At 69.7% G+C, this 23005-nt stretch carries 19 protein-coding genes; 13 read left to right on the top strand and 6 right to left on the bottom strand.

Features of this window, described 5'->3' with window-relative positions:
- Positions 1-3: 3 nt before the first annotated feature.
- Positions 4-3885 carry an nSTAND1 domain-containing NTPase gene (locus tag IQ210_RS35305; RefSeq protein WP_194083270.1) on the bottom strand — a complete coding sequence of 1294 codons (3882 nt, stop codon included), beginning with the start codon at positions 3883-3885 and terminating at the stop codon, positions 4-6.
- Between the two features lie 91 nt (positions 3886-3976).
- Between IQ210_RS35305 and IQ210_RS35300 the strand changes: the two genes are divergently transcribed.
- From IQ210_RS35300 to IQ210_RS35285, 4 genes are all read left to right on the top strand, one after another.
- The gene (locus IQ210_RS35300) at positions 3977-4444 is read left to right on the top strand and encodes an NUDIX hydrolase (RefSeq protein ID WP_194083269.1); all 468 of its coding nucleotides are present in this window, start codon (positions 3977-3979) and stop codon (positions 4442-4444) included.
- Between the two features lie 132 nt (positions 4445-4576).
- Complete coding sequence (locus IQ210_RS35295) at positions 4577-6148, top strand: alpha/beta hydrolase (RefSeq protein WP_194083268.1); 1572 nt, start codon at positions 4577-4579, stop codon at positions 6146-6148.
- 57 nt (positions 6149-6205) lie between these two features.
- Positions 6206-6604, top strand: a complete 399-nt coding sequence (locus IQ210_RS35290) for a Rid family hydrolase (protein ID WP_194083267.1) — start codon at positions 6206-6208, stop codon at positions 6602-6604.
- Between the two features lie 14 nt (positions 6605-6618).
- Complete coding sequence (locus tag IQ210_RS35285) at positions 6619-7122, top strand: GNAT family N-acetyltransferase (RefSeq protein WP_194083407.1); 504 nt, start codon at positions 6619-6621, stop codon at positions 7120-7122.
- On the opposite strand, the gene IQ210_RS35280 is transcribed toward IQ210_RS35285, so the two are convergent.
- Positions 7109-7684 (bottom strand): adenylosuccinate lyase, encoded by a 576-nt coding sequence (locus IQ210_RS35280; RefSeq protein WP_194083266.1) that lies wholly within the window; start codon positions 7682-7684, stop codon positions 7109-7111. The genes IQ210_RS35285 and IQ210_RS35280 overlap by 14 nt on opposite strands.
- Positions 7685-8073: 389 nt before the next feature.
- On the opposite strand from IQ210_RS35280, the gene IQ210_RS35275 reads away from it, so the two are divergent.
- The 9 genes from IQ210_RS35275 (at position 8074) to pssA (ending at position 18971) form a co-directional block, all read left to right on the top strand.
- Complete coding sequence (locus IQ210_RS35275) at positions 8074-9879, top strand: 3-hydroxyacyl-CoA dehydrogenase family protein (RefSeq protein ID WP_194083265.1); 1806 nt, start codon at positions 8074-8076, stop codon at positions 9877-9879.
- Between the two features lie 136 nt (positions 9880-10015).
- Positions 10016-10825 (top strand): TetR family transcriptional regulator, encoded by an 810-nt coding sequence (locus IQ210_RS35270; protein WP_194083264.1) that lies wholly within the window; start codon positions 10016-10018, stop codon positions 10823-10825.
- Between the two features lie 390 nt (positions 10826-11215).
- Positions 11216-12559 carry a crotonyl-CoA carboxylase/reductase gene (gene ccrA / locus IQ210_RS35265; protein ID WP_194083263.1) on the top strand — a complete coding sequence of 448 codons (1344 nt, stop codon included), beginning with the start codon at positions 11216-11218 and terminating at the stop codon, positions 12557-12559.
- A gap of 17 nt (positions 12560-12576) precedes the next feature.
- The gene (locus IQ210_RS35260) at positions 12577-14625 is read left to right on the top strand and encodes a protein meaA (RefSeq protein WP_194083262.1); all 2049 of its coding nucleotides are present in this window, start codon (positions 12577-12579) and stop codon (positions 14623-14625) included.
- On the top strand, positions 14622-15581 hold the full coding sequence (locus IQ210_RS35255; RefSeq protein ID WP_031475710.1) for an HpcH/HpaI aldolase/citrate lyase family protein: 960 nt from the start codon (positions 14622-14624) through the stop codon (positions 15579-15581). Before IQ210_RS35260 ends, IQ210_RS35255 begins: the two co-directional genes overlap by 4 nt.
- Positions 15582-15585: 4 nt before the next feature.
- Positions 15586-16092, top strand: a complete 507-nt coding sequence (locus IQ210_RS35250) for a MaoC family dehydratase (protein WP_059195327.1) — start codon at positions 15586-15588, stop codon at positions 16090-16092.
- Positions 16093-16097: 5 nt separating this feature from the next.
- The gene (locus IQ210_RS35245) at positions 16098-17303 is read left to right on the top strand and encodes an acyl-CoA dehydrogenase family protein (RefSeq protein WP_194083261.1); all 1206 of its coding nucleotides are present in this window, start codon (positions 16098-16100) and stop codon (positions 17301-17303) included.
- Between the two features lie 170 nt (positions 17304-17473).
- Complete coding sequence (locus IQ210_RS35240) at positions 17474-18130, top strand: phosphatidylserine decarboxylase (RefSeq protein WP_194083406.1); 657 nt, start codon at positions 17474-17476, stop codon at positions 18128-18130.
- Between the two features lie 22 nt (positions 18131-18152).
- Positions 18153-18971 (top strand): CDP-diacylglycerol--serine O-phosphatidyltransferase, encoded by an 819-nt coding sequence (gene pssA / locus IQ210_RS35235; RefSeq protein ID WP_126277292.1) that lies wholly within the window; start codon positions 18153-18155, stop codon positions 18969-18971.
- Between the two features lie 54 nt (positions 18972-19025).
- On the opposite strand, the gene IQ210_RS35230 is transcribed toward pssA, so the two are convergent.
- From IQ210_RS35230 to IQ210_RS35215, 4 genes are read right to left on the bottom strand one after another with little or no spacing between them, the layout of a single operon-like run.
- A complete protein-coding gene (locus IQ210_RS35230) occupies positions 19026-20285 on the bottom strand; it encodes an ABC transporter substrate-binding protein (protein ID WP_194083260.1) in 1260 nt (419 codons plus the stop codon).
- A complete protein-coding gene (locus IQ210_RS35225) occupies positions 20282-21361 on the bottom strand; it encodes a branched-chain amino acid ABC transporter permease (protein WP_194083259.1) in 1080 nt (359 codons plus the stop codon). The genes IQ210_RS35230 and IQ210_RS35225 overlap by 4 nt, the downstream gene beginning before the upstream one ends.
- A complete protein-coding gene (locus tag IQ210_RS35220) occupies positions 21354-22244 on the bottom strand; it encodes a branched-chain amino acid ABC transporter permease (protein ID WP_194083258.1) in 891 nt (296 codons plus the stop codon). The genes IQ210_RS35225 and IQ210_RS35220 overlap by 8 nt, the downstream gene beginning before the upstream one ends.
- Positions 22241-23005, bottom strand: coding sequence for an ABC transporter ATP-binding protein (locus tag IQ210_RS35215; protein WP_194083257.1), 765 nt, complete (start codon positions 23003-23005; stop codon positions 22241-22243). Before IQ210_RS35215 ends, IQ210_RS35220 begins: the two co-directional genes overlap by 4 nt.

The raw sequence follows: 23005 nt of genomic DNA, 5'->3' as shown, positions 1-23005 counted from the left end.
GGGTCAGCGGGCTCGGAGGCGGGCTTCGGTGATGAGGGGGGCGGGGTCTGAGCCGGTGGGGCCGCACTGGGGGCGGCTCAGGGCGTCGGAGATGTCCCAGGAGTAGAACTCGCCGGTCTCTGTCCTGGTGAAGGCGAGGCGCGTGCCCTTCCGCCAGCCCACCTCTCGCACCGCGGAGCCCTGGTGGTTCAGCACTGTGACACGGCCTCCCGCCGCCACGTCCCAGAGCTGCACGGTCTCGTCCGCGGAGCCGGACAGGAGCAGCGTGCCGTCGGGCGACCAGGCGAAGGAGAGCACGTCCTGGCGGTGGCCCATCAGCGGAAGCCGTGCGACGAGCCCCTCCTCGCCGCGATCGAGCACGAGGACGGTGCCGTCCGTGCAGCCGACGGCGAGGGCCGTGCCCTCGGGGTGCCAGGCGACGGCGGTGAAGACCTTGTCGCCGCGGTACTCGACCACGGTGGCGTCCAGGGTGTTGACGGTGACGAGGTTGTCCTGACCAGCGACGGCGAACTCCGCGCGCAGCGGATGCCAGTCGACGGCACTCAGAAAGCTCGCGTGCCGGGTCCATCCCCGCGGCGTCGGACGGAGAGTGCCCTTGCGGTCGTAGACGCGCGGCAGCCAGGTCCGGTCGCGCGAGACCACGGCCAGCCACTCCCCGTCCGCGGACCAGCGCGCGTCAGTCACGACGTCGTGCGCGTCGGTGAGTACGGCGGTCCTGTGCAAGTCGCTCGACCGGCCCGAATCGCCCAGTTCCTCCCGTAGCTCCCAGAGCGACACACTGCTGCCGCCGTTCTCCACGACAGCGCAGTGGACCCCGTCCGCGCACCAATGGACGGCATCCGGGTCCGCTACGCCCGCGCCTTCGACAAAACTCATGGCCCAGTTGTTCAGTTCACCCTCGGGAGTGGTCTGCCAGATCCGTACCGTGCCGTCATCGGAAGCACTGGCGAGCCGGTGCCCCCGGTGGGACCAGGCGACGTCGCACACTCCTTGGGCGTGCCCCTGGAGCACCTCCAGTTGTTTACTGCCGCGCACATACCACGTACGCACCGTCGCGTCGGCCCCGGCGCTCGCCAAGCTCTGGCCGGAGGGCGACCAGGCCACCCTTCTGACCTGTTCCGTGTGACCGTCGAGGCGGCGATCGGAGTACCCCCCGTGCGAGGGCGCGAGGCCCACGAGTACCTGGTTGTTCTGGTCTCCGCACGCCAGCATGGTGCCGGCCCCCGGTCTGAAGCGCACGGTCCTGACCGGCTTCCGCCGTGCCGGATCCCCCCAGTCCAGGTGTCTCACGCCCTCCCCCTCCGGCACGTGAACGTCGATCACCCCGTCCTCCCGAGCCGTAGCCACCCGCCCGTCGGCAGCGATGTCCGCATCCCACAACCGAACAGCCCGCCCCTCCCCATCCACACTCACGCACGTCCTGACCGGCTCCCGCCCCCTCCCCCGCGCCTCCCACACCCGCGCCGTCCCGTCCGCGCACGCGACCAACACGTACCGCCCGTCAGGAGAGAACCGCACCGACCACGGCCGGTCGTCGAGCGGCACCACCCGCACCTCGTCGCCCCCGGGCCAGGACCACAACCGCAGCGTCTCGTCCGTCGCGACGGACGCGATCAACTCACCGTCCGGCGACCAGTCCACCGACCGCACCCACCCCGGCCCGTCCCCGCGCGCCTCCCTGGCATGCCGGAACGTCGCCCGCACCTCACCGGTGTCGGCATCAAGCACGCGCACGCACCCGTCCTTGGACGCCGTGACGAGCAGCGTGTCGTCCGGCGACCAGGCGACGCCCCACAGACCCGCCTCCTGAGCCCGGAAGCAGCGCAGTTGAGGGTGGGCCGCCATCGCGCGCCGCAGCAGATGCCGCCAGCCGTCGAGGTCGGGCGCGTAGAGCAGCAGTCCCAGCAACAGGTCACCCTGCGCCGAGCCGTCGCCCGCCAGGAGGCGCAGGACGGCCCGAGGGTCGCTCTCGACCAGGAGCTCACCCCGTCTGACCTCGTCGTCCGCCGTGCGCTGAAGGGACTGCGCAACGAGGTCGAGGGCAGCGCCCGACAAGTGGAGGTCGGTCAGAGTCCCGTGCAGTTCCGGCCACGCGGCGGCGAAGGCCTCCCCCATGCGCCCGGACAACACCGACACCAGGCGCATGAGCCGCGAGGCCGGTATCAGTTGGTCCGGCTGCCGTCCGTAGCGGGACCAGTCGACGACCGTCTCCTCGATCTCCCGGCGTGCGCGCAGGGCGTCGTGGTCGCGTTCCAGGTTTTCCCTCAGCCGGGGCCAGTGCACGAACAGGCTCTCGTGGGCAACCTCGAAGGCGTCCTCGGTGAAGCGTTCCCAGCCCGCGTCCCCCGAGCGCGCACGCTCCACCGGATGCCGGACCGTCGTCAGCACCCGGCACTCCACGAACGGCCGCAGCAACCGCAGTTCACGTTCCGGAAGGTCGTGCAGGGCCACGGGACGCCGGGTGTACTTGCCCGACTCGTCGACCGACACGAGCCGCCCGAGCGCCTTGAGGACCGCCCGCTCGGCGTCCCGTACGGTGCTGTGCTCACCGTCGGTGAGGCTGTCACGGGCGATCCGGAACGCCTCCTCGGCCTGGTCCGTGAGGACTTGCTGGACCCGGCCCGAGGTCTCGTACTCGACCCGTGTGATGTCCCTCGGCGGCCGCACGCCGTCGGGGTTGACGTGCCGCCACAGCCGCTGGAGTGCGAAGGCCAGCAGCGGCAGGGCCTCCCCGGCGGCGTCCTCCTGGATGAGGCCGAGGGCCTGGTCGTCGAGCCGCCAGCCCAGCGTGTCCAGGGGCGCGTTGACGATCCGGGGCAGTTCGCTGCGGCCGAGCGGCTTGACGAGATGGTGGTCGCGCAGCAGCGGCTCGAAGGCCTCGAACCGCATCAGCGCGTCCAGGAAGTCGGCCCGCACGGTGTACACCAGCCAGCTGTTCCGACGTACCGCCTCGGCCAGCGCGGCGACGAGCAGCGCAGCGTCCGTGTCGGCCTCGGGCAGCAGCAGTTCCTCGGCCTGGTCGACGATCACGAGGAGCCGCGCGTCCGGCACGCGCGCGGAGATGCCGTCGAGGGTCTCGGCGAGGCCTTCGGGGCGTTCCCGTAGCCGCTGGAGCACGAGCGGCCCGGTGTCCGCACCGAACCCCAGGTCCCGGCGTACCTCGGCAATAGCGTGCGCGAGGGCTGCGAGGCCACCGCGCGCGGGGGTCACCGGGCCGAGGACGATCCAGAAGGGGGCGCTTCCGTCGGAAGCGGCCGGGCGTGAGCGCAGGGCCGGTACCAGGCCGGCGCGTACGAGTGAGGACTTGCCCGCGCCTGAGGGCCCGATGACGGCCAGGGCGCCGTTGCGGCGGCGGCCCAGCAGCGGTCGGGTGAGCGCGTCGATGTCCTCGTCCCGGCCGAAGAAGACACGGGCGTGCTCCTCCTGAAAGGGGTTCAGCCCCGGGAAGATGGCGGTCAGGGCGGCTCCGCGGGAGACGCCGCCCTCGGCGAGCCGCTTGAGGATCGCGCGTTCGGCGTCCGCCATGGACCGCGGGTCGCCGGGACGGACCTTCAGCGCTTGCAGAGTGTCCAGCAGCGCCCGGCCCTGAGCCCCGTCGACCCTCAGCTCGACCACGGGCGCCGAGGGTTTGCGCTCCCGGAAGACGGAGACCTCCCAGACGCACCACTCGGCGGCGGAGCCCGGCGTGGTGACCACCACGAGCGCCTCGGCGGCCAGCAGGTTGCGGCGCAGTTCGTCGCGCCAGGGGTAGGAGACGGCTATGCCGTGGCCGGGCAGCGCGTAGGCGAAGCAGTCCTCGTACCCGGCCGCCCGGAGGGTCTCGACGAGGCGGTGCGCCGTGGCTGCGCCGTCGTCGGCGTGATAGCTGATGAAAACCCTGCCCATGACGCTCCCCCACGGCACACTCGGACGGGCGCATCATGCCCGGTGACGACCCGTCATCACCTTCTTTCCCACGAACTGCGCAGGAGGCGGCGTGAAGCAGGACCACTTCGACGACCCCGAGGCCCCGGTCGCCAACCGGCTGTGGCCGGTCGTCAGCGCGGTGGTGCGCGACGAGGCGGGAGACCTGCTCCTCATCGAACGGTCGGACGACGGGTTCTGGGCGCTGCCGGGCGGACTCGTCGACGTGGGCGAGTCGTTCACCCAGGCCGCGGTGCGGGAGGTGCGTGAGGAGACCGGCCTGGACATCGTGGTCACCGGGCTGGTCGGCCTGTACTCCGACCCGCGGCACGTCACCTCGTACGACGACGGAACCGTGAGCCAGGAGTGCTCACTGGTCTTCCACGGAGCTGTCACCGGTGGCCGGTTGCGGACCAGCGAGGAGTCCCGCACGGTCCGTTTCGTCCCGCTGCGTGAGCTCGCCGCGCTGCGTATGCACCCGTCGACGCGGATGAGGATCGCCCATGCTGTCGAAGGGCGGGACGGTCCTCATCTCGGCTGAGGCATCTCAGCCATTTCGGTGCCGAAACAGTGAATTACGCGATGAATCCGTTCCTCCGAGCGGCCTTTCCGGAACGATGCGGCATGGACCGTGACATTCGCGGTCCGCCAACCTCCGTCCTGGGAGGACTCCATGAGAAAACGCGCAGCCGTGCTGTGCGGCGCCGCTGTCGTCATGGCCGGGAGTTTCACCGCCCTGCCCGCCGACGCGAGCACTCCGCGCACCGCGGACACCGCTCCGGCCGCGAAGCTCACCTGGAAGAGCTGCGGCACCACGAACTACCCGACGCTCCAGTGCGCGTCCCTCAAGGTCCCACTCGACCACGACGACCCGCACGGGCGGCAGATCACGCTCGCGCTGTCCCGTGTCCCGCACACCGCGAAGAAGTCCCAGGGCCCGCTGCTGGTCAACCCCGGCGGTCCCGGCGGCAGCGGTCTGACGCTGGCCGGCTTCGTGGCGGGCTCGCTGCCCAAGGCGGTCGCGGCGCAGTACGACGTCATCGGCTTCGACCCGCGCGGTGTGGGCAAGAGCAAGCCGGCCCTCGACTGCAAGCCCGGCCACTTCAACCCCGTCCGCCCCGACTCGGTGCCGAGCACCCCCGCGATCGAGAAGGCCAACCTCCAGCGCGCCAAGTCCTTCGCGACCGCCTGCGGCAAGAAGTACGCCGACCTGCTGCCGTACATCAACACGGTCCAGGCCGTGCGTGACATGGACTCGATCCGCGCGGCGCTGGGCGCGAAGAAGATCAACTACTTCGGTTACTCGTACGGCACCTACCTGGGCGCGGTCTACGCCAAGCTCTTCCCGGAGCGCGTACGACGTCTGGTCCTGGACTCGATCGTCGACCCGACCGGCGTCTGGTACGACGACAACCTCGGCCAGGACTACGCCTTCAACGACCGCCACCTCGCGTTCATGGCGTGGGTCGCCAAGTACGACGCAACGTACAAGCTCGGCACCGATCCGGCGAAGATCGAGGCCAAGTGGTACAAGGTGCGGGCCCAGCTGGCGAAGAAGCCCGCGGGCGGGAAGGTCGGCGCCTCGGAGTTCGAGGACACCTTCATCCCGGGCGGCTACTACAACGGCTACTGGCCCTATCTGGCCGAGGCGTTCGCCGCGTACGTGAACGACAAGAACGCCGACCCGCTGGTCGAGGCGTACGAGAACTTCGCCGCCGTCGACGCCTCCGGCGACAACGGCTACAGCATCTACACCTCGGTGCAGTGCCGTGACGCCGACTGGCCGCGCGACTGGAGCCAGTGGCGGAACGACAACTGGGCGGTGTACAAGAAGGCGCCGTTCATGACCTGGAACAACGCCTGGTACAACGCGCCGTGCGCGTTCTGGCCGACCGGCTCCCTGGAGCCCGTGGACGTCGCCAACGGCGATCTGCCGCCGGTGCTGCTCTTCCAGGCGACGAACGACGCGGCCACCCCGTACCAGGGCGGAGTGATGGTCCACCGTCTGCTGCACGGCTCCAGCCTGGTGGTCGAGCAGGGCGGCGGGAACCACGGCATCACGCTGAGCGGGAACGCCTGCCTGGACAAGCACCTGGCGGCGTACCTGACCGACGGCACGGTGCCGCGCAGTGGCGGCGAGGTGGACGCGGTGTGCGACGCGCTGCCCGACCCGAAGCCGCTGAGCTCGACGTCGTCGGCGTCGCGCGGCTCGACGCTGCACGGCATGCTCGGCTTCCGCGGCTGAGCGCCATCTGATCCCGCGGGGGCGGGCGTTGTCAGACCCATGGTCCACCATGGACGCATGAGTGAGCTGACCAGGATTCCCGCCCCCGACGGGCTCGCCCCCGCCGCCCAGTACTCCCACGTCGTCATGGGCACCGGCACGTTCGTAGCGATCTCCGGCCAGCTCGCCCTGGACGAGAACGGCAAGCTCGTCGGCGAGGGCGACGCGGCCGCGCAGGCCCGCCAGGTCTTCGAGAACCTCCGCCGCGCTCTCGCCGCCGCGGGGGCGACCTTCGACGACGTCGTCAAGCTCACCTACTTCGTCACGGACATGGCACACATGCCGGCGATCCGGGCGGCCCGCGCCGCGCACATACCCGACGACCGGTTGCCGGCCGCCTCGGCGGTGCAGGTCGCGTCGCTGGTGCGGCCCGAGTTCCTGATGGAGGTCGAGGCGTTCGCGGTGATCGCCCCGTGATCCAGGTCCGGGAGATGACGCTCGACGACTGCGAGCGCGTCGCCGAGATCCGCATCCGGGGCTGGCAGACCGCGTACCGGGGGCTGATGCCGCAGCCGTATCTGGACGCGCTGAGCGTGGCCGAGGACGCCGAGCGCCGTCGCGAGCGCTTCCGGCAGTCCGACGGCAGCGTGGTGAACCTCGTCGCGGAACGGGACGGCGAGCTTGTGGGGTGGGCCGCGCACGGTCCGTACCGGGACGGTGAAGTGCGCACGTCCGACGCCGAGTTGTACGCGATCTACGTCGACGCGGCGCGGTTCGGCGGCGGCATCGGACACGCCCTGCTCCAGGAGGCGGTACGACAGTGCGCGGCCGCTGGTCACTCGCGGCTGTACCTCTGGGTCCTCGCGGGCAACACCCGTGCCCGTGCCTTCTACGAACGGGCGGGGTTCCACCCCGACGGCGCCGAGGAGCCGTTCGAGGTGGACGGGGTTCCGGTGCCCGAGGTGCGGTACGTCAAGAGCCTCACCGCGCGCTAGGAATCCGCGCCAGCGCGTGCACCGCCGCCTCCGCCAGCGCCGGATGCGCCAGAGCCTCGTACAGTACGGGTCTGGCGCGGGCGTCGCCGAGGGTGCCGAGGCCTTCGACGCAGGCGAGTGCCACGCGGCGGTAGGGGTCGTGCGGGCGCAGGCGTCGCTCCAGGGTGGTGATGAGGGCGGGGACGGACTCGGGCGCGCGCAGTTCGGCGAGCAGCCGCACCGGGTGCAGGGCGTAGGCGACCCGCAGTTCGTTGGTGGCCAGGGCCGCCGCCGCGCGGGCGGTGCGCGGGTCGCCGAGGCGGGCCAGGGCGTGGGCGGCGGAGGCGCAGCGCTGCGGGTCACGGTGGTTGAGCAGCAGGACGAGGGCCTCGAAGGCACGGGAGTCGCCGGCCAATCCCAGGCGGAACGCGGCCAGCTCCCGTGCCCACAGCGGCTGTCCGGGCTCGGTCAGCACCGCCGCCAGCTCGTCGAGGTCCTTCGTCTTCGCCAGCCGCTCGTAGACCGCCGACGCCCCCGACTCCTGCCGTAAGCGCTCCGTGAGTGATCGCAACTCTTCGTCCATGAAGGGCAGCCTAGGCGGGGCAAAGGGGGCGAGGGACGTACATCACAAAGACCGGGGGCTGGCGCGCTCGTTACCCGCGGGTTAAGCTCAATCGAGCGAGTTACCCACTCGCGGAACTCCTTGCGGTGGCCTGGTGACGCAGCCGCCGCAAGAGCAGTCGGTTCGGTACCTCAGGTACCGGTACTTCAGTACGACGCGGCTTGGGACAGGGCCGGTCGGCTTCACCGTTCTCCGGGCGTGTGCACGCCCGCGACGACGGCATCGCACCACCGGGCGTGTGCGCAAGTAGCCCGGCAACACCCGCATCTCGCATGTTCCACGCACCCGGTGCGCCCTTCGGCGTACCGGGTCGCGCTCCCAGTCGTCACCCTCATTCCTGGAGTCCCGCGATGGCCGCTCCCCTGTCCGACACCCCTCTGTCCCCGATCCAGACCGTCGCCGTCGTCGGCCTCGGCACCATGGGCACCGGCATCGCCGAGGTCCTCGCCAAGGCCGGCCGCACGGTCCTCGGCATCGACATCAGCGAGGCCGCGACCGCCCAGGCCGTCGCCGCCCTGGAGACCTCCACCGGCCGGGCCGTGGCCCGCGGCCGGCTGACCGAGGAGCAGCGCGCGGACGTTCTCGCCCGGGTCCGCACCTCCACCGACCTGCGCACCGCGGCCGGCGCGGACCTGGTCATCGAGGTGGTCCCGGAGTCGTACGAGATCAAGCACCAGATCTTCCGTGAACTCGACGGCATCGTGCGACCCGAGACGATCCTGGCGACCGGCACCAACGCGCTGTCCGTCACCCGGCTCGCGGCCGACTCGGCCCGTCCGGAGCGCGTGCTCGGCCTGCACTTCTTCAACCCGGCGCCCGCGATGAAGCTGGTCGAGGTGGTCTCCTCGGTGCTGACCGCACCGCATGCCGTCACTGCGGTCACCGATCTCGCGCTCGACCTGGGCAAGGAGCCCGTCGCGGTCGGCGACCGGCCCGGTTTCGTCGCCGACGGGCTGCTGTTCGGCTACCTCAACCAGGCCGCCGCGATGTACGAGGCGAAGTACGCCTCCCGCGAGGACATCGACGCCGCGATGCGGCTCGGCTGCGGACTGCCGATGGGCCCGCTCGCCCTGCTCGACCTGATCGGCATCGACACCGCGCGCACCGTCCTGGACGCGATGTACGCCGAGTCCCACGACCGGCTGCACGCCCCCGCCCCGATCCTCAAGCAGCTCAGCGAGGCGGGCCTGACGGGCCGTAAGTCGGGCCGCGGCTTCTACTCCTACGAGGCACCGGGCAGCGCGACGGTCGTCCCGGACGCCCTGACGCCTGCCGAGGGCGGCTCCCAGGCCCAGGGCCGCACGGTCCGCTCCGTCGGTGTCGCGGGCTCCGGCACCATGGCGTCCGGCATCGCCGAGGTCTTCGCCAAGGCCGGGTACCAGGTCGTCCTCGCCGCCCGCAGCGAGGAGAAGGCACAGGCCGCCAAGGCCCGTATCGGCAAGTCGCTCTCGCGCTCGGTCGACAAGGGCCGGATGACCGCCGAGGCCGCCGCGCAGACCCTGGACCTGATCACCCCGGCGGGCTCCTACGACGCCTTCGCGGACGTCGACCTGGCCCTGGAGGCCGTCGCCGAGGACCTGGAGGTCAAGCAGCAGCTGTTCCAGACGCTGGACAAGGTCTGCAAGCCGGGCGCGGTCCTGGCCACCACCACCTCCTCACTCCCGGTCGTCGCCTGCGCCCGCGCCACCTCGCGCCCGCAGGACGTGATCGGCATGCACTTCTTCAACCCCGCCCCGGCGATGAAGCTGGTCGAGGTCGTGCGCACGGTGCTGACCGCCGACGACGTCCACGCGACGGTCCGCGAGGTCTGCGCCAAGATCCGCAAGCACGCGGTGGACTGCGGCGACCGGGCCGGCTTCATCGTGAACGCGCTCCTGTTCCCGTACCTCAACAACGCCATCAAGATGGTCGAGGAGCACTACGCCTCCCTCGACGACATCGACGCCGCGATGAAGCTCGGCGGCGGCTACCCCATGGGCCCCTTCGAGCTGCTGGACGTCGTCGGACTCGACGTCTCGCTCGCCATCGAGAAGGTCCTGCACCGCGAGTTCCGGGACCCGGGCCTGGCCCCGGCCCCGCTCCTGGAGCACCTGGTGGCCGCGGGCTGCCTCGGCCGCAAGACCGGCCGCGGCTTCCGCGAATATGCCCGCCGCTGAGTCGTCCGGCGACTGGTTCAGAGCGAACGAGGACTGGGGCGGGCTGCTCGACCCCCACGGAAACCCCCCGCCCGCGGCGGGCGGGGGCTCCCCGGGACATGAGCGCCAACCTGCGCACATGCAGTACGTTCGGGTCATGTCCCAGCCCGCCAAGTCCTCACGTACACCAGCTACGCCCGACGCGCCGGAGAGTGCCGCAGGCAGTCGCGCGGCCGCCCAGCGGCTCAAGATGCGCCGAGAACTGGCGGCCGCGGCGATGGAGCTGTTCTCGACCAAGGGGTACGAGGCGACCACCGTCGACGAGATCGCGGCCGCGGCCGGAGTCGCGCGCCGTACGTTCTTCCGCCACTTCCGCTCCAAGGAAGAGGCGATCTTCCCCGATCACGACGACACCCTGATCCGTGCCGAGGCCGTGCTCAACGCGGCTCCCCCGCACGAGCATCCGCTCGACACGGTGTGCAACGGCATCAAGGAAGTCATGCGGATGTACGCGGCCCGGCCGGAGATCTCGGTCGCCCGCTACAAGCTCACGCGCGAGGTGCCCACCCTGCGCGAGGCGGAGATCGCGTCGGTGGCCCGCTACGAGCGCCTGTTCACCCGCTATCTGCTCGGCCACTTCGACGAGCACGCGCACGACGACGACGCCAACGACGACCCGCTGCTCGCCGAGGTCGCCGCGTCCGCCGTGGTCACCGCCCACAACCATGTGCTGCGGCGCTGGCTCCGGGCCGGCGGCCAGGGCGACGTGGAGGCGCAGCTGGACCACGCCTTCGCGATCGTACGGAAGACGTTCGGGACCGGCATCGGGGCCGGCCGCACCGCCACCCCGCAGCCGTCCGCCGCGACGGTCTCCACGCACGGCGAGGTCCTGGTGACGGTCGCCCGCACCGACGCCCCGCTGGACCAGGTGATGCGGACCATCGAAGAGGCCCTCAAGGACCGCTGAGCCCCTTCCCGCGCTGTGATGACGGCCACCCTTCGGGGTGGCCGTTTTGGCATGTCAGAGCCCCTTTTCGAGCGGATTTCAAGCCGTATTCGATCGATCATCGCTCATTTGTTACGTAAAGATTTCACCTGAGAGCAGTTGCTGGCACTCAGTGCCTTGCCAGGTGACACGCGGTGTCATACGTTGAAGGAGTCCGGGCGGCCGGCGTGCAGAGACCATGCGTACGTCGGCTGTCCCAACAAGTCATCGACTTGCCCCGCCCGGACGCCTGCGTCACAGGCAACCTCCCGCGCCACAAAGCGCTGCCGCACACCAAGACCGCCGAACCGACGGCACCGACGTAACCCTCAGCGTCCCTCCCTCAGGACGCGTATCGCCGGAGGCAATACCGTGACCACCAAGGACATCCTGGACGCGATCCAGTCGCCGGACTCGACGCCGGCCGACTTCGCCGCCCTGCCGCTCCCAGAGTCGTACCGCGCGATCACCGTGCACAAGGACGAGACGGAGATGTTCGCGGGTCTGGAGACCCGGGACAAGGACCCGCGCAAGTCGCTCCACCTCGACGAGGTGGCCCTGCCGGAGCTCGGCCCCGGCGAGGCGCTGGTCGCCGTCATGGCATCGAGTGTCAACTACAACTCGGTGTGGACCTCGATCTTCGAGCCGCTGTCCACCTTCGGCTTCCTCGAGCGCTACGGCCGCCTCAGCGAGCTCACCAAGCGCCACGACCTGCCGTACCACATCATCGGCTCCGACCTCGCGGGCGTCGTCCTGCGCACCGGCCCCGGCGTCAACGCCTGGAAGCCCGGTGACGAGGTCGTCGCGCACTGTCTGTCCGTCGAGCTGGAGTCGTCCGACGGCCACAACGACACGATGCTCGACCCCGAGCAGCGGATCTGGGGCTTCGAGACCAACTTCGGCGGGCTCGCCGAGATCGCGCTCGTGAAGTCCAACCAGCTGATGCCCAAGCCGGACCACCTCAGCTGGGAGGAGGCCGCCGCTCCGGGGCTCGTGAACTCCACCGCGTACCGCCAGCTGGTCTCCCGCAACGGCGCCGGTATGAAGCAAGGCGACAACGTCCTGATCTGGGGCGCGAGCGGCGGACTCGGCTCGTACGCCACGCAGTTCGCGCTGGCCGGTGGCGCCAACCCGATCTGTGTCGTCTCCAGCGACCAGAAGGCGGACATCTGCCGCGCGATGGGCGCCGAGGCGATCATCGACCGCAACGCCGAGGGCTACAGGTTCTGGAAGAACGAGCAGGAGCAGGACCCGCGCGAGTGGAAGCGGTTCGGCAAGCGCATCCGTGAGCTCACCGGCGGCGAGGACGTCGACATCGTCTTCGAGCACCCGGGCCGCGAGACCTTCGGCGCCTCCGTGTACGTCACCCGCAAGGGCGGCACGATCGTCACCTGCGCCTCGACCTCCGGGTACAACCACGAGTACGACAACCGCTACCTGTGGATGTCGCTGAAGAAGATCATCGGCTCGCACTTCGCCAACTACCGCGAGGCCTGGGAGGCCAACCGGCTGGTCGCGAAGGGCAAGATCCACCCGACGCTGTCGAAGGTCTACTCCCTGGAGGAGACCGGCCAGGCCGCCTACGACGTGCACCGCAACCTCCACCAGGGCAAGGTCGGCGTGCTCTGCCTGGCCCCCGAGGAGGGCCTGGGCGTGCGCGACGAGGAGATGCGCGCCAAGCACATCGACGCCATCAACCGCTTCCGCAACATCTGAGACACCCGGGGTCATAGATGACTGAGCGTCAGCCCGCCGAAGGCACGCGGGAGAAGGACCGGCCGTGGCTCATGCGCACGTACGCCGGCCACTCCACGGCCGAGGCGTCCAACGAGCTGTACCGGCGCAATCTCGCCAAGGGGCAGACCGGCCTGTCGGTCGCGTTCGACCTTCCGACGCAGACCGGCTACGACTCCGACCACATCCTCGCCCGCGGCGAGGTCGGCCGGGTCGGTGTGCCGATCGCGCACCTCGGTGACATGCGCCGACTGTTCCAGGACATCCCCCTGGAGCAGATGAACACCTCGATGACGATCAACGCCACCGCCATGTGGCTGCTGGCGCTCTACCAGGTCGTCGCCGAGGAGCAGGGCGCCGACATCACCAAGCTCCAGGGCACGACCCAGAACGACATCGTCAAGGAGTACCTGTCCCGGGGGACGCACGTCTTCCCGCCGGGACCGTCGCTCCGGCTGACGACCGACATGATCGCGTACACGGTCTCCCACATCCCGAAGTGGAACCCGATCAACATCTGCAGCTACCACCTGCAGGAGGCCGGGGCCACACCGGTCCAGGAGATCGCGTACGCGATGTCGACGGCGATCGCGGTCCTGGACGCCGTCCGCGACTCCGGTCAGGTGCCGGCCGAGAAGTTCGGTGACGTCGTCGCCCGGATCTCCTTCTTCGTGAACGCGGGCGTCCGCTTCATCGAGGAGATGTGCAAGATGCGGGCGTTCGGGCGGATCTGGGACAAGATCACGCTGGAGCGGTACGGCATCGAGAACCCCAAGCAGCGCCGCTTCCGGTACGGCGTCCAGGTCAACTCCCTCGGTCTGACCGAGGCGCAGCCGGAGAACAACGTCCAGCGGATCGTCCTGGAGATGCTGGCCGTCACCCTCTCCAAGGACGCACGCGCGCGTGCCGTCCAACTCCCCGCCTGGAACGAGGCCCTGGGCCTCCCCCGGCCCTGGGACCAGCAGTGGTCGCTGCGCATCCAGCAGGTGCTGGCGCACGAGAGCGACCTGCTGGAGTACGAGGACATCTTCGAGGGCTCGCACGTCATCGAGGCGAAGGTGAGCAAGCTCGTCGAGGAGTCCCTCGCCGAGATCGAGCGCATCCAGGAGATGGGCGGCGCGATGGCCGCCGTCGAGTCCGGCTACCTCAAGTCGCAGCTCGTCTCCTCGCACGCCGAGCGCCGGGCCCGGATCGAGTCCGGCCAGGAGAAGATCATCGGCGTCAACATCTTCGAGACGACCGAGCCCAACCCGCTGACGGCCGACCTGGACACCGCGATCCAGACGGTCGACCCGGCGGTCGAGGCCCGCGTCATCGCCGGCCTCCAGCACTGGCGCGACACCCGCTACCAGCCGCCCTTCAACCACCCGCGCCCCTGCAAGGCGCTGGAGAGGCTGAAGGAGGCCGCGAAGGGCACCGGCAACCTCATGGAGGCCACCCTGGAGTGCGCCCGCGCCGGGGTCACGACCGGCGAGTGGGCCGGGGCGCTGCGCGAGGTGTTCGGCGAGTTCCGCGCCCCGACGGGCGTGTCCTCCGCGCCGGTGGCCGTCCCCGCCGAGGAGGGCTCGCCCATGGCGGACGTCCGCCGCCGGGTCGACCTGACGGCCAAGGACCTCGGCGTCGGCAAGCTGCGGTTCCTGGTCGGCAAGCCGGGCCTGGACGGGCACTCCAACGGGGCCGAGCAGATCGCCGTGCGGGCCCGTGACGCCGGGTTCGAGGTGGTCTACCAGGGCATCCGGCTCACCCCGGAGCAGATCGTGGACGCGGCCCTCGCCGAGGACGTGCACGCGGTCGGCCTGTCCATCCTGTCCGGCTCGCACGCCCAGCTGGTGCCGGACGTGCTGGAGCGGCTCCATGTGGCCGGTGCCACAGATATCCCGGTGATCGCCGGTGGCATCATCCCGAATGGCGATGCCGAGCAGCTCAGGGCCGCCGGAGTGGCCGCCGTCTTCACCCCGAAGGACTTCGACATCACCGGAATCATCGGCCGCATCGTCGACGAGATCCGGAAAGCGAACAAGCTCGACCCCCTGGAGGTCCCCGCATGACCGTCAACCGTCTGCGTCCCCGCCGCTCGTGTCTCGCGGTGCCGGGAAGCAACCCCCGCTTCCTGGAGAAGGCGCAGGGCCTCCCGGCGGACCAGGTCTTCCTGGACCTGGAGGACGCGTGCGCCCCGCTCGCCAAGCCCGAGGCGCGGCACACGATCGTCAAGTTCCTCAACGAGGGCGACTGGACCGGCAAGACGCGCGTGGTCCGCGTCAACGACTGGACGACCGAGTGGACGTACCGCGACGTCGTGACCGTCGTCGAGGGCGCCGGGCAGAACCTCGACTGCATCATGCTGCCGAAGGTGCAGACGGCCGAGCAGATCGTCGCCCTGGACCTCCTGCTGACCCAAATCGAGAAGACCATGGGCTTCGAGGTCGGCAAGATCGGCATCGAGGCACAGATCGAGAACGCGCAGGGTCTGAACAACGTCAACGAGATCGCGACGGCGTCCCAGCGCGTCGAGACGATCATCTTCGGCCCGGCCGACTTCATGGCGTCGATCAACATGAAGTCGCTGGTCGTGGGCGAGCAGCCGCCCGGCTACCCGGCGGACGCCTACCACTACATCCTGATGAAGATCCTGATGGCCGCCCGCGCCAACAACCTCCAGGCGATCGACGGCCCCTACCTCCAGATCCGCAACATCGACGGCTACCGCGAGGTCGCCCAGCGCGCCGCGGCCCTCGGTTTCGACGGCAAGTGGGTGCTGCACCCGGGCCAGGTCGAGGCGTCCAACGAGATCTTCTCGCCCTCCCAGGAGGACTACGACCACGCCGAGCTGATCCTGGACGCGTACGACTACTACACGTCCGAGGCGGGCGGCAAGAAGGGCTCCGCGATGCTCGGCGACGAGATGATCGACGAGGCCAGCCGCAAGATGGCGCTCGTCATCTCCGGCAAGGGCCGGGCCGCCGGCATGCAGCGCACCAGCAAGTTCGAGATTCCGGAGGCGTAAGGCCATGCAGTTCGGGCGCACCTACGAGGAGTTCGAGGTCGGGGCGACGTACAAGCACTGGCCGGGGAAGACGGTCACGGAGTACGACGACCACCTGTTCTGTCTCCTCACCATGAACCACCACCCGCTCCACATGGACACCAACTATGCGGAGAAGACGACGGACTTCGGCAAGAACGTCGTCGTCGGGAACTACATCTACTCGCTGCTGCTCGGCATGTCCGTCCCGGACATCTCCGGCAAGGCGATCGCCAACCTGGAGATCGAGTCGCTGAAGCACGTGGCGCCGACCTTCCACGGCGACACGATCTACGGCCAGACGACCGTGCTCGACAAATGGCCGTCGAAGTCGAAGAACGACCGCGGGATCGTCTACGTCGAGACCAAGGGCTACAAGCAGGACGGCACGCTGGTCTGCGTGTTCCGCCGCAAGGTCATGGTGCCCACCGAGACCTACATCAAGGAGCGCGGCGGCGAACAGCCCGGCCGCCCGGAACTTCAGGAGGGCTGAGCCCCATGGCACGCCTCGCCCAGACCGCCGGTCTGACCGACGTCCAGCAGGAAATCCTCTCCACCGTCCGCGACTTCGTGGACAAGGAGATCATCCCGGTCGCGACCGAGCTGGAGCACCGCGACGAGTACCCGCAAGCGATCGTCGACGGGCTCAAGGAGTTGGGCCTGTTCGGCCTGATGATCCCGGAGGAGTACGGCGGTCTGGGCGAGTCGCTCCTGACGTACGCGCTGTGCGTCGAGGAGATCGCCCGCGGCTGGATGTCGGTGTCCGGCATCATCAACACCCACTTCATCGTGGCCTACATGCTCAAGCAGCACGGCACGCAGGAGCAGAAGGACCACTTCCTGCCGCGCATGGCGGCCGGCGACATCCGTGGCGCGTTCTCGATGTCGGAGCCGGGCCTGGGTTCCGATGTGTCGGCCATCACGTCCAAGGCGGTCAAGGACGGCGACGAGTACGTCCTCAACGGCCAGAAGATGTGGCTGACGAACGGTGGAACGTCAAGTCTGGTCGCCGTTCTCGTCCGAAGTGATGAAGGACACCCCGAGGGCACCGCGCCCCACAAGTCGATGACGACCTTCCTCGTCGAGAAGGAGCCCGGCTTCGGAGAGGTCCGCCCCGGCCTCACCATCCCCGGGAAGATCGACAAGATGGGCTACAAGGGCGTCGACACCACCGAACTGATCATGGACGGCCTGCGAATTCCGGCCGATCGCGTGCTCGGTGGCGTCACCGGCCGAGGTTTTTACCAAATGATGGACGGGGTCGAGGTCGGCCGTGTCAATGTCGCGGCGCGTGGCTGTGGCGTCGCTCAACGTGCTTTCGAACTCGGTGTCCAGTACGCCCAGCAGCGTCACACTTTCGGCAAGGCGATCGCCCAGCACCAGGCGATCCAGTTCAAGCTGGCCGAGATGGCTACCAAGGTCGAGGCCGCGCATGCGATGATGGTCAACGCGGCACGCAAAAAGGACTCCGGGGAGCGAAACGACCTTGAGGCTGGGATGGCGAAGTACCTCGCCTCCGAGTACTGCAAGGAGGTCGTGGAAGACGCCTTCCGAATCCACGGCGGCTACGGCTTCTCCAAGGAGTACGAGATCGAGCGCCTCTACCGAGAGGCACCGATGCTGCTCATCGGTGAAGGTACCGCCGAGATCCAGAAAATGATCATCGGTCGCAGGCTGCTCGAAGAGTATCGATTCCAGGGCTAGATGTCCGGATACGGGGTGTTTTCTTGGAGAAGAAGATCACACCCCGTCAACACTCTTCGGCCGCCGACTCGGCTTCCTGGCTTGCCCAGTTGTGGTCACCGACCGGTACGATCCCCGGAAAGCCGCCGTCCCCCGTCACAGCGCGGCATCATCCGCTACGAAGGTCATCCATGCCCCACAGCCAAACCTCTGCACCTCGCGACAGCCTCGCCGGCGTACGCCTCGCACGCGGAGCATCGCCGTGGCTTCTCCCGACCGTCGCCACCGCAGCCCTCAGCCTGGTGCGCGCGCGCAAGTCCGGCGCCGCCAAGGCCGTCGCCGTGCCCGCCACCGCGCTCGCGGCGGGCATGCTGTGGTTCTTCCGCGACCCCGAGCGCGAGATCGCCACGGGCCGGGTCATCTCGCCCGCCGACGGTGTGGTGCAGAGCATCATGCCGTGGAAGGACGGCCGCACCCGCGTCGCGATCTTCATGAGCCCGCTCAACGTCCACGTCAACCGCGCGCCCCTCTCCGGCACGGTGACGTCGGTCGAGCACATCCCCGGTGGGTTCGTCCCGGCGTTCAACAAGGAGAGCGAGAACAACGAGCGCGTAGTCTGGCATTTCGACACCGAACTCGGTGACATCGAGATGATCCAGATCGCCGGCGCGGTGGCCCGACGCATCGTCCCCTACATCCCGCAGGGCACGAAGGTCGAGCAGGGTGACCGCATCGGTCTGATCCGCTTCGGTTCGCGCGTCGACATCTACCTGCCCGAGGGCGTGGATGTCGCGGTCGAGGTCGGTCAGAAGACCGTGGCTGGGGTGACTCGCATTGACCGTGATTGATCCTGAGACACAGGCGGGCTGGGTGCCCGAGGCCGACGAGGTGGACGACGAGGAGGAGATGCCTCTTTCTCTCCGCCTCTCAATAGCGGACACCCTCACCCTCGGCAATGCCACGTGCGGGTTCATGGCGGTGTACTTCACCACCACCGGCATCCTGATCCCGGACCTCACCGGCAGCCCGGCGACCGGGATGACCCGCCACAGCGCGGCCACGGCGGTCATCCTGATGCTGTGCGCGGCGGTCTTCGACCTGTTCGACGGCCTGGTGGCGCGAAAGCTGCGCTCCTCCCCCATGGGCGCCGAGCTGGACAACCTCTCGGACCTGATCAGCTTCGGTCTGGCTCCGGCGTACTTCGTCCTCGTCTACGGCATGGTCGCGGACGACGCGCATCAGCGGGTGGCGGCGGTCGGGGCAATCGTGGTGCTCTTGGCCGTGGTGCTGCGGCTGGCCAGATTCTCCTGCGTGACCGTCCCGAACGGCATGTTCCAGGGCATGCCCTCGCCGTTCGGAGCCCTGACGGTCGTCTCGATCGTCCTGCTGGAGCTGCCCTTCGTGGCGACGCTGCTGGCGATCCTCGGCACCGCCTGGCTGATGGTGAGCCGGGTCGAGTACCCGAAGCCGCGGGGTCGCCTCGCCGTGGCGATGCTGACCTGGATCGTCGTGTCCATGGGCCTCCTGGCCGCCTGGGCCTTCGACGCCCCGAGCGGTCAGCTCCTCCTCCAGACGGGCTGCGCGCTCCAGCTGGTCACCGGCGCGGTCATCCCGCTGTTCGCCACGGCCCGCCGGGTGAACAACTTCCGCGACAACCGCCGCGAGGCGCGGGCGGCGCAGTTGCCGTAACGGCTTCATGAAAGAAGGCCCGAACCGATTCCGGTTCGGGCCTTCTCCGTTTTCTCAGGGGTTGTACGTCTTGGCCGCCTCCGAGGCCTCCGCCTCGCGTACGACCTTCATGCCGCCCGTGACGCTCTTGTCGGGCTGGAGGATCACGCTCTCCCGGGACGACGCGGACTTCGGGTCGGTGAAGTCCTGGGTGGGGCCGAAGCCGAGGTCGAAGGTGTTGATCGTGAGCAGGGCCCGGTCGACGCCTTCGCGGGTGAGGTCCTTGTTCTTGCAGGCCTTCTTCAGGGCCTCGCCGAAGGCGGACGCGGCGGTCCAGCCGGCGACGATGCCGTTGTCGAGGGCGTCCTTCGGATAGGCCGCCTGGTAGTCGGCGACGAGCTTCTTGGCCTCCGGGGTGTCCGCGCCGATCGGGAGCGAGGGCGAGGCCACGTAGTAGTTCTTCATCAGCGCCGGGCCCGCCTGGGTGGCCAGCAGCTGGGGTGCGAACGCGGAGTTGTTGCCGATGATCGGCACGTCGAAGCCGCCCGCCGCGGCGACGCCGACGAGCGAGGCCGCCTGGCGCGGGCCCGCGCTGATGACGATCGCCTTGACGCCGGCCTGCTTGAGGGCGGCGACCTGGGCGGTCATGTCGTTGTCGGTCGGTTTGATCTTCTGCTCGACGACGGTCAGCCCCGCCTCCTTCGCCATGTGCTTCGAGCCGACCAGGGCGCTCTCGCCGTAGTCGCCCTCGAAGTAGACGTGGCCGATCTTGTCGCCCTTCTTGATCCCCTTCTCCTTGATCAGGAAGTCGACGGCGTTGATCGTCTCGATGTCGTACGTGGAGCCGATGACGCGGATGTACGGGCTGCCGAGCAGCGCCGCCGACCAGGCCTGCGGCAGCACCAGGCCCTTGTCCTGGCCGTCGACGCGCTGCTTGACCGCGGCGACGAACGGCGAGCCGATGAACTGCGCGAAGCCCAGCACCTTCGGCTCCAGCTCGGTGTAGCCGGAGACGGCCTTCTGCGGGTCGTAGCCGTGGTCGCGGACGGAGAGGGCCACCTCGTAGCCGCAGACGCCTCCGGCGGCGTTCAGCTGCTTCACGTACAGCTGCTGGGCCTGGGTGACGCTCTTGCCGAGGGTGGCGTAGACGCCGGTCATGTCGGTGAGGGCGCCGAGGGTGATCGTCTTCCCGGAGATGCCCTCGCCGGTCTTCACCCCGCCCGCCGACTGCTTGTCGCTGTCGTCGTCCTTGGCCTTGGAGCTGCACCCGGCCAGCAGGAGCAGCGCGGCGAGGGCGCCGGCGGCGGTCCTGGTCGCGTACGTCGTCGTGGTCATCGTTCCTCCGTGAGGGTTCTGGTGCGGCGCCGGGCGGTCACCCTGACCAGACCGCCGGGCAGGAACAGCACCACCAGCACGACGGCGGCGCCGTAGAGGTACCGGGACGCCTCGCCCGGTGCGATCCCGCCCGTGCCGGGGGCGGAGACCAGGGGCAGCGCGTCGCTGTAGCGGGTCAGCAGCTGCGGCAGCAGGGAGACGAACACGGCCCCGGCGACCGCGCCGGAGACCGAGCCGAGCCCGCCGATGACGATCATGGCGAGGTATTCGAGGGACAGCGTGATGCCGAAGTAGTCCGGCACGGTCCGCTGGAAGACCAGGGCGAGCAGCACGCCCGCGAGGCCCGCGTACATCGACGACAGCACGAAGACGGCGGCGCGGTACCGGGCCACCGGGACGCCGATCACTCCGGCCGCGATGCGGTGGTCGCGGATCGCGTTCATGGCCCGGCCCGGACGGCCGCGCAGGACGCCCCGGGCGAACAGGGCACCGCCCAGCAGGGCGAGCAGCCCGGCGTACCAGAGCTTCTCCGCCGAGCCGAAGGGGACGGCGGCGACGAGGAGTTCGCGGTCGTCGAAGGTGAGGCCGAAGAGGTTCAGCGGCGGTACGTCGCGGCCGTTGGCGCCGCCGGTGAGGTCGTGGGCGTTGAACATCACGTGCTGGCCGATGAAGACGAGCGCGAGGGTGGCGATGCCCAGGTAGGCGCCGCTGAGGCGGCCGGAGATGGGGCTGAACAGGCCGCCCGCGACCCCCGCGACCAGCACCGCGAGCACGGCGGCGAGCCAGGTCGGCAGGCCGAGGCCGGTCAGTCCGTCGTCGCCGTCGGCCGCGAAGACGCAGTAGCCGTAGGCGCCGACGGCGAGGAAGAAGGCGTGGCCCATGGAGAGCTGGCCGGTGGCGCCGGTGAGGAGGTTGATGCCGATCGCGCCGAGGGCGGCGGCCATGGCGAAGAGGCCGGCCTGGAGCCAGAAGCGGTCGAGGTAGAAGGGGAGGGCGAGGAGGAGGACGGCCGCGGCGGTCCAGAGGTACGTGCGTGTGCTGAGGGCTTTGAGCGGTCTCACCAGGGCTTCAGACACGGGCGAGCTCCTTCGTGCCGAACAGCCCGGCGGGCCGGATGAGCAGGATCGCGACCATGACCAGGTAGGGGGCGAGATCGCCCAACCCCCGTCCCAGGAAGGTCAGATCGCTCTGGTAGCCGGTGGCCAGCGACTCCGTGACGCCGACGAGCAGTCCGCCGACCAGGGCGCCGGTCGTGGAGTCGAGGCCGCCGAGGATGGCCGCCGGGAAGGCCTTCAGCGCGGCCAGTGACGTGGCCCGTTCCAGGCCCGGCGTCGGGAAGACGGTGAGGAACAGCGCGGCGACGGCGGCCAGGCCCCCGGCCACGGCCCAGGCACCCAGCGACACCCGTCCCAGCCGTACGCCCATCAGCGCGGCCGTCTCGGCGCTCTCCGCCGCCGCGCGCATGGCCACGCCCCAGGACGTGTACCGGAAGACCAGCAGGAACGCGGTGATCAGCAGTGCCGCCGCCACGAACGCGGCGATCCGGGTGTGGGCGAGGGAGATCGGCCCGAGCTTGAGGACCGCGTCGCCCCACGGGTCGCCGAGCGCCAGGACGTCCGTGCCGATGCGGCGGGTCAGTTCGGTGGTGAGCAGGATGTCGACGCCGATCGTGACGATGGCGAGGACGCTGTGGTCGCTGCCGCGGTAGCGCCGCATGACGAAGAACTCCACCGCCGCCCCGACCAGCGCGGCACCCGCGATCCCGACCAGCAGCGCGGGCCAGAAGCCGAGGTCGTCGTGGAGGCTCGCGGTGAAGTAGCCGCCCGCCAGCAGGAGGGACGCGTGGGCGAAGTTGACGACCTCCGTGGCGCGGAAGATCACCACGAAACCGAGGGCGATCAGCGCGTACACCGACCCCAACGAGACGCCGTTCAGCAGGATTTCGGCGAAGGTGCTCATGATCCGGCTCCCAGGTAGGCCTGTACGACGGCCGGGTCGTTCTGTACGTCGGCGGGGGCGCCGTCGGCGATCCGGCGCCCGAAGTCCAGTACGGTCACCGCGTCGGCGAGCCGCATCACCACCCCCATGTCGTGTTCCACCAGCACGATCGAGATGCCGAGGCCGTCACGGACGCCCGCGATCACGGCGGCGGTTCGGCGGCGTTCGTCGGCGGTCATCCCGGCGACGGGTTCGTCGAGGAGCAGCAGGCGCGGCTCCATGCAGAGCGCGCGGGCGAGTTCGGCGAGCTTCTGCTGCCCGTAGGGGAGCGAGCCCGCCGGGCGGTCCAGACAGTCCGCGATGCCGACGAACTCGGCGATCTCGCGGACGCGTTCGCGGTGGACGCGTTCCTCGCGGGCCGCCGACGGCAGGCGGAGTCCGGCCGCGAGGAAGCCGGTTCGGGTGAGCCGGTGGCGGCCCAGGAGCAGGCTGTCCTCGACGGTGGCGCGGGGCGGCAGGGCGAGGTTCTGGAAGATGCGGGCGATCCCGAGAGCGGCGATGCGGTGCGGAGGCATACCGGTGAGTTCGTGGTCGCCGAAGCGGACGCTGCCGGAGCCGGCGCGGTAGACGCCGGACAGGACGTTGAAGCAGGTTGACTTCCCTGCCCCGTTGGGGCCGATGAGGGCGTGGACGGTGCCGGGGCGGACGGTGAAGGAGACGCCGTCGAGGGCGGTGAGCCCGGCGAAGCGGACGGTCAGGTCGCGTACGTCGAGGGTGTCCAC

The sequence above is a fragment of the Streptomyces justiciae genome (assembly GCF_015163075.1).
In the GTDB taxonomy this organism is placed as follows: Bacteria; Actinomycetota; Actinomycetes; order Streptomycetales; family Streptomycetaceae; genus Streptomyces; species Streptomyces justiciae.
This window is presented reverse-complemented; position numbering and strand designations above follow the sequence as displayed.